The organism is Terrabacter sp. AAH1 (assembly GCF_054456855.1).
Window position 1 is genome coordinate 129,368 of sequence record NZ_JBTJJV010000004.1, and the last position, 13,882, is coordinate 143,249.

Annotated in this window: 11 protein-coding genes and 1 riboswitch; of the genes, 10 read left to right on the top strand and 1 reads right to left on the bottom strand. The window is 70.2% G+C overall.

Features of this window, described 5'->3' with window-relative positions; all coding sequences use genetic code 11:
• Positions 1 to 62 precede the first annotated feature (62 nt).
• The 3 genes from polA (at position 63) to ACXR8F_RS08625 (ending at position 6,235) form a co-directional block, all read left to right on the top strand.
• Complete coding sequence (polA, locus tag ACXR8F_RS08615) at positions 63 to 2,738, top strand: DNA polymerase I (protein ID WP_458799750.1); 2,676 nt, start codon at positions 63 to 65, stop codon at positions 2,736 to 2,738.
• A gap of 171 nt (positions 2,739 to 2,909) precedes the next feature.
• A complete protein-coding gene (locus ACXR8F_RS08620) occupies positions 2,910 to 3,506 on the top strand; it encodes a hypothetical protein (protein WP_458799751.1) in 597 nt (198 codons plus the stop codon).
• Positions 3,503 to 6,235 carry a hypothetical protein gene (locus ACXR8F_RS08625; protein ID WP_458799753.1) on the top strand — a complete coding sequence of 911 codons (2,733 nt, stop codon included), beginning with the start codon at positions 3,503 to 3,505 and terminating at the stop codon, positions 6,233 to 6,235. The genes ACXR8F_RS08620 and ACXR8F_RS08625 overlap by 4 nt, the downstream gene beginning before the upstream one ends.
• Before the next feature lie 92 nt (positions 6,236 to 6,327).
• Here ACXR8F_RS08625 and ACXR8F_RS08630 read toward each other — a convergent pair whose 3' ends face one another.
• Positions 6,328 to 7,137, bottom strand: a complete 810-nt coding sequence (locus tag ACXR8F_RS08630) for a class I SAM-dependent methyltransferase (protein ID WP_082081060.1) — start codon at positions 7,135 to 7,137, stop codon at positions 6,328 to 6,330.
• Between the two features lie 173 nt (positions 7,138 to 7,310).
• On the opposite strand from ACXR8F_RS08630, the gene rpsA reads away from it, so the two are divergent.
• The 7 genes from rpsA to ACXR8F_RS08665 all read left to right on the top strand — a co-directional run bounded on the left by rpsA (position 7,311) and on the right by ACXR8F_RS08665 (position 13,876).
• Entirely contained in the window at positions 7,311 to 8,822 is a 1,512-nt protein-coding gene (gene rpsA, locus ACXR8F_RS08635) for a 30S ribosomal protein S1 (RefSeq protein ID WP_458799755.1), read from the top strand.
• A 128-nt stretch (positions 8,823 to 8,950) separates the two neighbouring features.
• Positions 8,951 to 9,319 (top strand): VOC family protein, encoded by a 369-nt coding sequence (locus tag ACXR8F_RS08640; protein WP_045192320.1) that lies wholly within the window; start codon positions 8,951 to 8,953, stop codon positions 9,317 to 9,319.
• A gap of 225 nt (positions 9,320 to 9,544) precedes the next feature.
• Positions 9,545 to 9,657: riboswitch (SAM riboswitch) on the top strand.
• Complete coding sequence (locus ACXR8F_RS08645; RefSeq protein WP_458799757.1) at positions 9,614 to 9,775, top strand: putative leader peptide; 162 nt, start codon at positions 9,614 to 9,616, stop codon at positions 9,773 to 9,775. Its footprint overlaps the riboswitch before it by 44 nt.
• Before the next feature lie 163 nt (positions 9,776 to 9,938).
• A complete protein-coding gene (locus ACXR8F_RS08650) occupies positions 9,939 to 10,952 on the top strand; it encodes an amino acid ABC transporter permease (RefSeq protein WP_458799759.1) in 1,014 nt (337 codons plus the stop codon).
• Entirely contained in the window at positions 10,949 to 11,710 is a 762-nt protein-coding gene (locus ACXR8F_RS08655; RefSeq protein ID WP_458799761.1) for an amino acid ABC transporter ATP-binding protein, read from the top strand. The genes ACXR8F_RS08650 and ACXR8F_RS08655 overlap by 4 nt, the downstream gene beginning before the upstream one ends.
• An 82-nt stretch (positions 11,711 to 11,792) precedes the next feature.
• Positions 11,793 to 12,803, top strand: a complete 1,011-nt coding sequence (locus tag ACXR8F_RS08660; RefSeq protein ID WP_458799762.1) for an ABC transporter substrate-binding protein — start codon at positions 11,793 to 11,795, stop codon at positions 12,801 to 12,803.
• A 47-nt stretch (positions 12,804 to 12,850) separates the two neighbouring features.
• Positions 12,851 to 13,876: an ABC transporter substrate-binding protein gene (locus tag ACXR8F_RS08665; RefSeq protein ID WP_458799764.1), complete on the top strand. Its 1,026-nt coding sequence runs from the start codon at positions 12,851 to 12,853 to the stop codon at positions 13,874 to 13,876.
• Positions 13,877 to 13,882 lie beyond the last annotated feature (6 nt).

Genomic DNA, 13,882 nt, shown 5'->3' on the forward strand with positions numbered 1-13,882 from the left:
GCCCGTCGCGTCGCAGCCGTGCCCCGGCTCACGGCGTCGGTGGCCGCCACTAGGGTTGCGGTGTGAGCCGACTTCTCCTCCTCGACGGACACTCCCTGGCCTATCGCGCGTTCTTCGCGCTCCCCGCCGAGAACTTCTCGACGGTCACCGGCCAGCACACCAACGCCGTCTACGGCTTCACCTCGATGCTCATCAACATGCTGCGCGACGAGCAGCCGACGCACGTCGTGGTCGCCTTCGACAAGTCGCGCCAGACGTTCCGCACCGAGCAGTACGCCGAGTACAAGGCGGGTCGGGCGCGCACGCCCGACGAGTTCTCCGGCCAGCTGCCCCTGGTCAAGGAGGTCCTCGACGCGCTGCGCATCACGCACGTCGAGCTGGAGGGCTTCGAGGCCGACGACATCATCGCGACGATCGCCACCGACGCCGACGCCCAGGGGGCCGAGGTGCTCATCTGCTCCGGCGACCGCGACACGTTCCAGCTCGTCTCCGACAACGTGACGATCCTCTACCCGGTGCGCGGTGTGTCCGAGGTGTGGCGCATGGGGCCGGCCCAGGTCGAGGAGAAGTACGGCGTGCCGCCGACCCGCTACAGCGACCTCGCGGCGATGGTCGGCGAGACCTCCGACAACCTCCCCGGCGTGCCCGGCGTCGGCCCCAAGACGGCCGCGAAGTGGATCACCCAGTTCGGCAGCCTCGAGGGGATCGTCGCGGGTGTCGACCAGATCAAGGGCAAGGCGGGCGACTCGCTCCGCGAGCACCTCGACCAGGTGCTGCGCAACCGCCGCCTCAACCAGCTCGTCAAGGACGCCCCGGTCGGGGTCGGCCTCGCCGACCTCGAGCGCCACCAGTGGGCCCGCGAGGAGGTGCACGAGGTCTTCGACCGCCTCGAGTTCCGGGTGCTGCGTGACCGGCTCTTCGCGGAGGTCGAGGCGAGCGAGCCCGAGGCCGAGTCCGGCTTCGAGGTCGACGGGTCGGTGCTGGAGCCGGCGCAGGTGCCCGACTGGGTGGCCGAGCACCTGCCGGCGGGGGAGCGCGCGGCGCTCTCGGTCACCGGCACGTGGGCGCGGGGCACCGGCGACGCGACCGGCCTGGCCATCGCCTCGCCCGACGGTGCGGCGGCCTGGGTCGACCTGACGACGCTGACGCCCGAGGGTGAGACCTCCATCGCCTCCTGGCTCGAGGACCCTGCGCGCCCCAAGGCGATGCACGACGCGAAGGGGCCGATCGAGGCACTGACCGCACGTGGTCTCACGCTCGCCGGGCTGACCAGCGACACCCAGCTGGCGGCATACCTCGTCAAGCCCGACCAGCGCACCTACCACCTCGACGACCTCGTGCTGCGCCACCTCAAGCGCGAGCTGAGCGGCACGAGCACCGCCGACGGCCAGGGGATGCTCGACTTCGGCGGCGACGCCGACGAGAAGGCCGCCCAGCAGGAGATGGTGCGGGCCACGGCCGTGCGCGACCTCGCGGTGGTGCTCGACGAGCAGGTGGCGGCCACGGGTGGCGCCGAGCTGCTCGCCGAGGTCGAGCTGCCGCTCGTCGACGTGCTCGCCCGCATGGAACGCACCGGCATCGCCGTGGACGTCACGGGGCTCGACGAGCTCGAGAAGGACTTCGCGGCCAAGGTCGCGGCAGCCCAGCAGGACGCCTGGGACGCCGTCGGCGGCGAGAAGATCAACCTCGGCTCGCCCAAGCAGCTGCAGGAGGTGCTCTTCGGCACCCTCGGCATGCCCAAGACGAAGAAGACGAAGACCGGCTACACGACCGACGCCGACGCCCTCAACGACCTCTTCGCCAAGACCGAGCACCCGTTCCTCGAGGCCCTGCTGCGCCACCGCGACTCGGCGCGGCTGCGCGTCACCGTCGAGGGCCTGCAGAAGTCGGTGGCCGACGACGGCCGCATCCACACCACCTACCTCCAGACGATCGCGGCCACGGGTCGCCTCAGCTCCACCGAGCCGAACCTCCAGAACGTCCCGATCCGCACCGAGGAGGGGCGCCGCATCCGCGAGCTCTTCGTCGTCGGCGACGGCTACGAGGCTCTCATGTCGGCCGACTACTCCCAGATCGAGATGCGGGTCATGGCCCACCTGTCCGGCGACGAGGGACTCATCGAGGCCTTCCGCACCGGCGAGGACCTCCACAAGTACGTCGGGTCCAAGGTCTTCGGCGTCGAGCCCGACGACGTCACCGCGGCCATGCGCTCGAAGGTCAAGGCGATGTCCTACGGCCTCGCCTACGGCCTGTCGGCGTTCGGGCTGTCGAAGCAGCTGACCATCAGCACCGAGGAGGCCCGAGGCCTCATGGACGGCTACTTCGAGCGCTTCGGCGGCGTCAGCGACTACCTTCGCGACGTCGTGGCCGAGGCACGCGGCACCGGCTACACCGCCACGATGTTCGGCCGCCGTCGCTACCTGCCCGACCTCACGTCCGACAACCGGCAGCGCCGCGAGATGGCCGAGCGGATGGCCCTCAACGCGCCGATCCAGGGCTCTGCCGCCGACATCATGAAGGTCGCCATGATCGGCGTCGACCGGGCCTTGACGACGTCGGGCGCGAGGTCGCGGGTCCTGCTCCAGGTCCACGACGAGCTCGTGCTCGAGGTGGCCGAGGGCGAGCGCGACGACCTCGAGAAGCTCGTGCGTCACGAGATGGGCAACGCTGCGCCGATGGACGTCCCGCTCGACATCAACGTCGGAGTGGGCCACTCCTGGCACGACGCCGCCCACTGACCGACGGCGGCCAACACCTCTGCATACCCGATCCCTTCGTCCAATAGGTCACGTTTCGGCAACGGCGACCCTCGCAGGCCTCCGCCGGCTCGCGCTGGGGGCCGAGTGTCTGCATACTGCTCGGTAACTTGCACCCACCAACGGAGGTGGGTGCTTTACTGTGAGGTGGACATGGTCAGAAGCCTGGTCACAGGTCTGTGTCTCGCCGTCTTCGCGGCAGTCATCATCGGGCTGAGCAACCTGCTCAGCCTGGACCTCGAGCACGTTGCTCTTCTCGGTGCGGCCCTCGGCGGTGTCCTCGGACTCGTCCCGCACCGTCCCGCCTGGGGCAAGGTCGTCGGCTTCCTCGCCGGCTTCGTCCTGGCCTGGCTCGGCTTCGCCCTCCGCGCGGCCCTGCTGCCCGACTCCTCGGGTGGTCGCGCCGTTGCCGCCTTCGTGGTCGTCGCCCTCATCGCGGTCGTCGCCGCCGTGAGCCGTGGACGGCTGCCGCTCTGGAGCGGCCTCGTCGGCGCGGCCTCGATCGTCGGCGCCTACGAGTCGGTGTACACCAATGCGCCCTCGCAGTTCCTGACCGAGTCGCCGGCCGCCGCCACCACGGTGCTGCTCGCCGTGGGACTCGGCTTCCTTGCCACGAACCTCCTTGCCGCGCAGACGAGCCCGTCTGCGGAACCCGTCACGACAAGGCCTCGCAGGGCGACGACCGCGCGCGCCGACAAGGCGGACAGCACCACCGACCTCGACGACCTCGTGACTGGAGCAGCCAAGTGAGCAAGCGCAGCATCGCCTCCGTGGTGGCCGGCCTCGCGGCCATGCCCACCATCCTCATGCTGGCCGCCGCGCCGGCGGCCGCCGCCGACAGCGGCCAGGTGCAGGTGTCGAACACCGAGACCGTCCAGGCCTACCTCGACGCGACCGGCAAGGTCGACGTCGCCCGGGTCTACGAGCAGGTCGCTATGCAGGGCCGCGGCAGCGTCGACCTCCAGAACCCCGTCGAGGCGCAGGGCCTGCGCAACCTCGACGGCTTCGGTGGGTTCGAGGTCAAGGACGGCGTCATGGTCGGCCGGTTCGACGTCGACGGCGAGCAGCGTCTGCGCACCGTCAGCGACTACACGAAGAAGCTGCCCCTGGAGGTCCAGGCCGTCTACACCCTCGACGGGCAGACGGTCGAGCCGGGCGACCTGCTCGGTCGCAGCGGGCGGCTCGAGGTCCGCTACACGGTCAAGAACGTCACCGGCACGTCGCAGCTCGTCAGCTTCGACGACGGCACAGGCAAGAGCGCGACGGCCACGCAGAGCGTCGTCATCCCTATGGTCGGCTCCCTCTCGACCACGCTTCCCGGGACGTTCACCAACGTCTCGTCGAAGGAGGCCAACGTCGCCGGCGACGGGCGCGGCGGCACGAAGCTGACGTTCACGATGACGCTCTTCGGCCCCATCGGCACCCCGACCGCCACCTTCGGGTATGCCGCCGACATCGTCGACGGCACGCTGCCGAAGGCGTCCGTCTCCGCCCTCCCGGTGAGCCCGCTCGACAGCCCTTCCTTCAAGGGCGGCGCCGAGAGCTACAAGGGCGGTGCCACGACGGGTGCCACCTTGACGGCGGGCGCCACGGAGATCGACGCGAACCTGCTCAAGCTCCGCGACGGTGCCGGCACCCTCCTCGCGGGCCTCATCCAGCTGCGCGACGGCGCCAAGCAGCTCGACGCGGGGCTGGGCGCGCAGGCGCTCCCCGGTTCGCGCGACCTCGCCACCGGCGCCGGGAAGCTGAAGGACGGCACCTCGAAGCTGCGTGCCGGGGCGGGGGCTGCCAAGGACGGCTCGTCCCAGCTGGCCGACGGTGCCGCCCAGGTCGCCGACGGCAACAGCCGCCTCAGCGCCGGCGCCGAGAAGCTCAGCGCCGGTGCGGTCAAGGTCGACGACGGAGCTGGGCAGGTCGCCGGTGGTCTGCACCTGCTCGGCGAGGGCGCACCCGCCCTCGTGGACAACCTCGCGCTCGTCGCCGACGGGCTCGACAAGGTCGACGCAGGTCTGACCGCGATGTACGACGGTGTCGGCGGTCTGCCCGACCAGGCCAAGCCGCTCCACGCGGGCATCGCGAAGCTGCGTGCCGGGCTCGGTGGCAAGGGGCAGGCGGGCACCCTCATCGACGGCGTCGACCAGGTCCGTGCCGGCCTTGCGGAGGCCACCAAGGCGGGCGGGAGTCTCGACCAGCTCAGGGGCGGTGTCGGCCAGTCCAAGGGGGGTGTCGACCAGTCCAAGGGCGGTGTCGACCAGTCCAAGGGCGGTGTCGACCAGTCCAAGGGCGGTGTCGACCAGGTCCGCGCGGGCCTGCTGGACGCGCTCAAGACCGGTGGCGGCATCGACCAGCTCGACGGTGGTGTGGCGATGGCCAAGAACGGCCTCGACTGCGGCCCGGTCTGCAAGGGCATCCTGACGCAGGTCCAGGGCGGTCTCGGTGAGCTCCGCACGAGGACCGGCGCCGGCGCCGATGGGCTCGACCAGGTGTCGAAGGGTCTCGGCCTGGTGTCGGGTGGCCTCGGCGAGGTGTCGGGTGGCCTCGGCCAGGTGTCCACGGGTCTCGGCCAGGTGTCCGATGGCCTGGACCTGCTGAAGAGCAAGCTCGGCGATGCGGCCTTCGGCCTCGCGAAGATCGAGTGCGGCCTCAGCAACACGACGCTGAACGCGTGCGACCCGAAGGTCCCGGGCCTGCTCGAGGGGGTCGGCCTCGTCGACACCGGCGTCAGCACCCTCGTCGACGGCGTCGTCACGAAGGTCCAGGGCGGCATCGGTGGCGCCAAGGACACCGCGGACGACCTGACCCTGCGCGGTGGCGTCAACGCCCTCCAGGACGGCGTCGACCTGCTTGGCCTGGGCGGGCTAGAGCTGCTCGACGTGATCGACCAGCTGACCGTCGGTGCCGACAAGGTGCACGACGGCACGTCGCAGCTGGCGAAGGGCAACGGTGAGCTCTCCTCCAAGTCGGTGCAGCTCGCGACGGGTGCAGGGAAGGTTGCGACGGGAGCGGGCAAGCTGGACGACGGTCTCGGCGAGCTCGCCGACGGAGCGGGCAAGGTCGACGACGGGGCGGGCCAGGTGTCCGACGGTGCCGGCCGACTCTCCGACGGCCTCGCCGACGCGGCGGACGGCACCAGCAAGCTCGCTGCCGGTCTGACCGACGCGGCGGCCGGCGCGCCCGCGCTCAAGGACGGCGCGCAGCGTCTCTCCGACGAGGGCACGAAGAAGCTCGTCGCCGCCGGAAAGGCGACGGCGGCCGACTACGGCGAGAAGTACGCCCTCATCGAGATGGGTGCCCGCCGCGCCAAGGTGGAGGGCATGGCCTACGGCGCTCCCCAGGGCGCGGTCGGTGCGACGGCGTACTCGTTCGAGATCGCCGGCGTCGACGGTGCCGGTTCCGCGAACCTCGGGCGCGCAGCCGCTGCTGCGGGCGTCTTCGGCCTCGCCGGTGGGTCGGTGCTGCTGCGGCGCCGCTTCCTCTGACCGACCCCGCGTCCACGAGTGCCCAGCTCCCCACCTCGGGGAGCTGGGCACTCGACGTTCCCTCGCTGTCAGGCGCTGGGCTCCTGGCGTGGTCAGGCCGGCTTGCGGCAGACGAAGACGGCCGTGCCGGGGATGATGCGACCGCGCAGCGGCGACCAGCCACCCCACGGCTCGTCGTGCCCCTCGGGCCACTCCGGCTCGACGAGGTCGACGAGCACCAGCCCGGCTGCGGTGATCTCGCGCACGCGGTCGCCGAGGGTCCGGTGGTGCTCGACGTACGTGGCGTGGCCCTCTGCGTCCTGCTCGACGTACGGCTCCCGGTCGAAGTAGGAGTGTCGGGCCGTGAGGCCGCCCGGGCCCGGGTCGTCGGGGAAGGCCCACCGCACGGGGTGCGTCGTCGAGAAGACGAACCGCCCGCCGGGGCGCAGCACGCGTGCCGCCTCCGCCATCACGACGTCGGAGTCCGCGACGAACGGCACGACGCCGTATGCCGTGAAGACCGTGTCGAAGGACGCGTCGGCGAAGGGGAGGGCGCGCCCGTCGCACTGCGCGAACGGCACCCGGGCCGGCTCGTCGACCGCGTCGTTGACCGCCACGCCGGTCGCCACCATGCCGGCGGAGAGGTCGGTCGCCACGACCCTGGCGCCGTGCGCGGCGAGCCAGCGCGAGCACTGCCCGGAGCCGGCGCCGATCTCGAGGACGTCCTGGCCCGCCGGGTCGCCGAGCAGTGCGGCGTCCTCCTCGCGCAGCCGCTCGGGACCCCAGACGAAGTCGGTGTCGCCGAGGAAGGCGCCGTGCTCGACGTAGTACGACGTCGCCTCGCCGTCCCACCACGTGCGGTTCGCCGTCGCAGTCTCGGCAGCCGCGACGGGGCGGCGGGTGGCCTCGGTGGGCGTGCTCACGGCATACATCGTCTCTTTTGACCGGGTGCTGACAGCGCGGATAGGATTGCCGGGCACATCCGTGTGCGCATGCTCAATGTTGCACCCGTCCACAAGACATCGGGACGCCGGGCCGTCAGGCTCGTCGCCGCGAGGTCCCCAATCTAACTGTCCACAATCGGAGTTCCTACTACATGACTGCCAACACGGTCGAGAAGACCGCGCCTGAGATTGCCATCAACGACATCGGCTCTCAGGAAGACATCCTTGCGGCGATCGACGCCACCATCAAGGACTTCAACGACGGCGACATCGTCGAGGGTCGCATCGTCAAGGTCGACCGGGACGAGGTCCTGCTCGACATCGGCTACAAGACCGAGGGCGTCATCCCCTCGCGCGAGCTGTCCATCAAGCACGACGTCGACCCGGGCGAGATCGTCCAGGTCGGTGACGAGGTCGAGGCCCTCGTCCTCCAGAAGGAGGACAAGGAAGGCCGTCTGATCCTGTCCAAGAAGCGTGCGCAGTACGAGCGCGCCTGGGGCACGATCGAGAAGGTCAAGGAGGAGGACGGCGTCGTCACCGGCACCGTCATCGAGGTCGTCAAGGGTGGCCTCATCCTCGACATCGGCCTGCGCGGCTTCCTTCCCGCCTCGCTCGTCGAGATGCGTCGTGTCCGCGACCTCCAGCCGTACGTCGGCAAGGAGATCGAGGCCAAGATCATCGAGCTCGACAAGAACCGCAACAACGTGGTCCTGTCGCGCCGTGCGTGGCTCGAGCAGACGCAGTCCGAGGTGCGCACGACGTTCCTCAAGGAGCTCCAGAAGGGCCAGGTCCGTTCGGGCGTCGTGTCCTCGATCGTCAACTTCGGTGCGTTCGTGGACCTCGGCGGCGTCGACGGTCTCGTCCACGTGTCCGAGCTGTCGTGGAAGCACATCGACCACCCGTCCGAGGTCGTCGAGGTCGGCACCGAGGTCACCGTCGAGGTGCTCGACGTCGACATGGACCGCGAGCGTGTCTCCCTGTCGCTGAAGGCGACGCAAGAGGACCCGTGGCAGCACTTCGCGCGGACCCACGCCATCGGCCAGGTCGTCCCGGGCAAGGTCACCAAGCTCGTTCCGTTCGGTGCGTTCGTGCGCGTCGAGGACGGCATCGAGGGCCTCGTGCACATCTCCGAGCTGGCCGAGCGCCACGTGGAGCTGCCCGAGCAGGTCGTCAACGTCGGCGACGAGATCTTCGTCAAGGTCATCGACATCGACCTCGAGCGTCGTCGCATCTCGCTCTCGCTCAAGCAGGCCAACGACCAGTCCGTGCCGGTGTCGGAGTTCGACCCGACCCTCTACGGCATGGCTGCGGAGTACGACGAGCAGGGCAACTACAAGTACCCCGAGGGCTTCGACCCGGAGACGAACGAGTGGCTCGAGGGCTTCGAGGCCCAGCGCGAGAAGTGGGAGCGTCAGTACGCCGAGGCCCACGCTCGCTGGGAGGCCCACAAGGCCCAGGTCGACGCCGCGACGAAGGCCGACGCCGAGGCTGCGGCCAACGCCGGCTCAGCGACGTCCTACTCGTCCGCGACCGGTGATGTCGCCGACTCGGGTGACGCCGACCGCGCCGACCGTGGCCAGCGCAACGCTCCGGCTCCGGCCGAGGGCACCCTGGCTTCCGACGAGGCGCTCGCCGCGCTTCGCGAGAAGCTGACGGGCAACTGACGCCAGTCGCCGCCTGACACGAGAGCCCCGGACCACCACGGTCCGGGGCTCTCGTGCGTCCGGCACGGCCCGTCCCCCGGGACGCACCGCAGAAGGGGACAGCCCGGCCGATTGGTAGTCTCCGCGCCATGCAGTCGCCCATCCGCAGGCACGTCGGTCAGGTGTTCGTCCCGGTCAGCGACATGGAGCGCTCGGCCCGCTGGTATGCCGACGTCCTGGGCTTCGAAGCCCCTGCGGCCTCGCACGAGGGCACGATCCTCGACATCCCCGTCGACGACGGTCCGAGGCTGTGCCTCGATGCCAACCGACCCGACTTCACCGCGGACGGGCCACCGCGCTTCTTCTTCTGGACCGACGACATGGTCGCCACCGTCGCGCACCTGCGGCGGCTCGAGGTCAGGATCACCTCGGACGTGGAGGACATCGGCAGCGTGTTCTTCGTCCAGTTCGAGGACCCGGACGGCAACGCGCTCATGGTCTGCCAGCGTTCCGCGTAGCCGTGCGGAGAGACCGGCGTCTCAGCATGCAAGAAGCTGGCCGCCGCATTTCCGACTCATTCAATAGGAATTGATGACTGATCGGTCTCCCTCGACTTCGCGAATGTGACTGTGCCGCAACATGATTCGGAGAAACTGCGCGAATGGCCTCATCGGTGAGGGCTGCCCCGAGCGGTCATTTGCGCCGATTGACGGTCTTGGGGCTGGTTCGTAGTGTCATCGACAGGTCAAGAGCTCCAGTGCAAAGCCCCGGCTCGCTGGACAGCAACCCTCCTCCGCGGCGGGGTGCTCCGGGTGAGGACCAGGCCGTCGCCAGCAGGTGACGGCAAGCGCGGACTCGAGGTGATCGGGTCCCGGACCCGAGGAGCCGTCATGGCGCGCACCACGAGCACCTGGCTGGTGCTGCGTCGCCACGTCGACCTGCTCCGCGTGTCCAGCGCGCTCTGTCGTCGCTGACGACCGACCGACGCGGCCGCCGACCCACCTCGGCCGGCCTTTCCCGGCGCCGGGCCGCGCGGCCACCCCGCCGCGGCCGTTGCGCCGCAACTCGTCCCGCCCGTGCATCGCCGGCCCACCCGAGTGGTCGGCGGTTCCTTCGACGCACCCTTCAGGAGCCCTCGTGACCACCACCTCGGCCGTGCGCCCCGTCGCCACGGACCAGCAGCCCGCTGCGGCGCCGCCGCCAACCACCCGTCCCGACCACGCGCCGGCCCTGACCGTCGTGCCCCGCCGCAACCCCTGGACCTGGGTGGGGGTGGCCGCCGTCGCCGTGCTCGTCGCGATGTTCGTCAACGGCCTCGCCACCAACCCCGGCTGGGACTGGCCCACCTTTGCCCGCTACTTCGCGACCGAGACGGTCATCAAGGCGCTCGGCACGACGATCCAGCTCACCGTGCTCGGCACCGTCGCGGGCTTCGTGCTCGGCGTCGTGCTCGCAGCGATGCGCCTGTCGCCCAACGCTTTTCTGCGCTCCGTGGCGTGGGCCTACATCTGGGCCTTCCGGTCGATCCCGCTGATCGTCCAGCTGCTCTTCTGGTTCAACATCGCCTACCTGTACCAGAGCATCTCGTTCGGGCTGCCGTTCGGACCGTCGTTCGGCAGTGTCGCGACGAACGACCTCTTCGGGGCGCTCGGCGCGGCCGTGCTCGGGCTCGCGCTGCACCAGGCGGCGTACGCGGCGGAGATCATCCGTGGCGGCATCCTCTCGGTCGACGAGGGGCAGCGGGAAGCGGCGTCGGCCCTCGGCATCCCGCGACGGCGGCAGTTCCTCCGGATCGTGCTGCCCCAGGCGATGCGGTCGATCCTGCCCAATGCCGCCAACGAGGTCATCAGCCTCTTCAAGGGGACCTCGATCGTCTCGGTGCTCGCGATCCCCGAGCTCTTCTACCAGGTGCAGGTGATCTACGGCCGCAACTCGAGGGTCGTGCCGCTCCTGCTCGTCGCGACGGTCTGGTACATCATCCTCACGACGCTGCTGTCGGTCGGCCAGTACTACGTGGAGCGTCACTTCGCCAGAGGAAGCTCACGCACGCTACCGCCGACGCCGTTGCAGCGTCTGCGAACCCGCTTGGCGGCCTTCGGGACATCGACCTCTCGCGCTGCCGGCACGACCACCGCGGGGGTGGCGCGATGACTGCCGTCGTCGACTTGCGCGGCGTCTCGAAGTCGTTCGGCCCGCACCGGGTGCTCGACGGCGTCGACCTCGAGCTCGCCGAGGGCACCGTGACCGTCATCCTCGGGCCGTCCGGCTCCGGCAAGTCGACCCTCGTTCGCACCATCAACCATCTCGAGAAGGTGGACCGGGGGCAGGTGCGTGTCAACGGCACCCTCATCGGCTACCGGCAGGTGGGGGAGCGGCTGCACGAGCTGCCCGAGCGCGAGGTGCTGCGGCAGCGCAGCCGCATCGGCTTCGTCTTCCAGAGCTTCAACCTGTTCCCCCACCTCACCGTGCTCGACAACGTCGTGGAAGCGCCGGTCTCGTCGCAGCGTCGACGCCGCCACGAGGTGGAGCCTGAAGCTCGGGCCCTACTCGAACGGGTCGGACTGGGAGACAAGGCCGCTGCCTACCCGAGGCAGCTCTCAGGAGGCCAGCAGCAGCGCGTGGCCATCGCGCGTGCACTGGCATTGCGGCCCGACGTCATCCTCTTCGACGAGCCGACGTCGGCCCTGGACCCCGAGCTCGTCGGCGAGGTGCTCGCCGTCATCAAGGAGCTCGCCCGCGAGGGGGCCACCCTCGTCGTGGTGACGCACGAGATCGGTTTCGCCCGCGAGGTCGCCGACACCGTCGTCTTCCTCGACGAGGGACGTGTCGTCGAGCAGGGACCCCCGGGTCAGGTCATCGACCACCCGCGCCACGAGCGAACCCGCGCCTTCATCGACCGCGTCCTCTGACGCCCGCCCGACCAACCACACCTCCGGCCGCCACGGCCACCCGCTGACTCGCACCCGTCCCAGGGTGCCGAGAGGAGACCTCATGCCCGCACGTCCGCACACCCTCCGCCGTCCGACCACGTATGCCGTCACCGTCCTCGCGCTCGCCGGCGCCGTCGCACTCGCCGCCTGCTCCGGTTCCGCCGAGGCGAGCTCGTCGTCCGTGCCTGCGGCCGGGACGGCGTCCGCAGCCGCCGCCGGCATCAACACCTCGCCACAGCAGAACCGCGTCACGGCCACCAAGGACGAGAAGGCAGCGGCACTGCTGCCCAAGGCGATCCGTGACCGTGGCACGATCACGGCCGCGAACGCCGGTGCCGGCGGCGGCACGCCTCCGCTCGTCTTCACGGCCGACGACGACAAGACCGTCATCGGTGTCGAGGTCGACCTCGCCCACCTCTTCGCCGACAAGCTCGGGCTCAGGGTCGAGACGCCGGCGACGAGCTGGGAGAACGTCTTCCTCGGCATCGACTCCGGCCGGTACGACGTCGCCCTGACCAACGTCACCGTCACCGAGGAGCGCAAGGAGAAGTACGACTTCGCCACCTACCGCAAGGACGACCTGGCCTTCGAGGCGCCCAATGGCGGCACGTGGAAGGTCAACAGCGGCAGGGACATCGCCGGCAAGACCATCGCCGTCGGCTCCGGCACGAACCAGGAGAAGATCCTTCTCGACTGGAACGAGGCCAACGTGAAGGCAGGCCTCCAGCCCGCGACCGTCAAGTACTTCCAGTCCCAGACCGACTACTACCTCGCACTCTCCTCGCACCGCATCGACGCGTACTTCGGCCCCAACCCGAGCGTCGCCTACCACGTGGCGACCAGCGGGCAGACGGAGGCCATCGGGCACTTCTCCGGCGCCGGCGACAAGCTGCAGGGCCTCATCGCCGTCCTCACGAAGAAGGGCTCGGGCCTCGCAGCGCCCTACGCCGCTGCCATCAACTCGGCCATCGCCGACGGCAGCTACGCCAAGGTGCTCCAGCGCTGGAACCTCGGCACCGAGGGGCTCGAGAAGTCCGAGGTCAACCCGCCCGGCCTGCCCAAGACCAGCTGACCTGCCGGCCCGCGCACTCGAAACCACACCTCAGGAGACGAAACCCCATGAGCACCAGTCAGATCCACATGACCTCACGGCGCCGCGCCCTGCTGGCAGCGACCGCCTTCCTCACCACCGCGACGACGCTCGGCGCCTGCGCCGACCCGGGCCCGACGGGCACCGCCGAGGTCGACCCGAAGGACCTCGGCGGCTCGAAGGTCCTGCCCGTCTCGTTCGACACGTCGGCCGTCCAGAAGCGCCCCACCGGCACGCTCCACCCCGAGATCGCAGCCGAGCTCCCGGCGTCCGTCAAGGCCGGCGGCACCCTCGTCATCGGCAGCGGCGGCGCAGGGGGCGGCATACCTCCTCTCGCGTTCACGGCGGACGACAACCGCACGCCGATCGGCGTCGAGGTCGACGTCGCCCACCTCGTCGCCGACGTCCTCGGCCTGAAGCCCGAGGTGCGGACGACGAGCTGGGAGAACCTCTTCATCGGCGTCGACTCCGGCAAGTACCAGGTGGCGATCTCGAACGTCGGCGTCTCGGAGGAGCGCAAGGAGAAGTACGACTTCGCCACCTACCGGCTGGGCCTGCACGCCTTCGAGGCCAAGAAGGGCTCGAACCTTCGAGTCACGGGGCCGGCCGGCATCTCCGGCAAGAGGGTCGCCGTCGGCTCGGGCACCCTCCAGGAGGCCATCCTGCTGCGCTGGAACGAGGCGAACGCCAAGGCGGGCCGCGCCCCGGCCGAGCTCGTCTACTACCAGGGCACGACCGAGTACTACCTGGCCCTCGACTCCGGCCGCATCGACCTCTACCTCGGCCCCAACCCGACGGCGACGTACCACGTCGTCACGGCGGGCAGGACGCAGATCGTCGGCACGGTGTCGTCGAGCTATCCCATCCCGGGGAAGGTCGGGGTGCTCACGAAGAAGGGCAGGGGCCTGGCGAAGCCCGTCTCCGACGCGATCAACGCCGCCATCGCCGACGGCAGCTACGCGAAGGTGCTCGAACGCTGGGGGCTCACCGCAGAGGCGGTCCCGGCGTCCGAGGTCAACCCCTCCGGACTGCCCAAGCCCACCGAGACCAAGTGAGGCGCT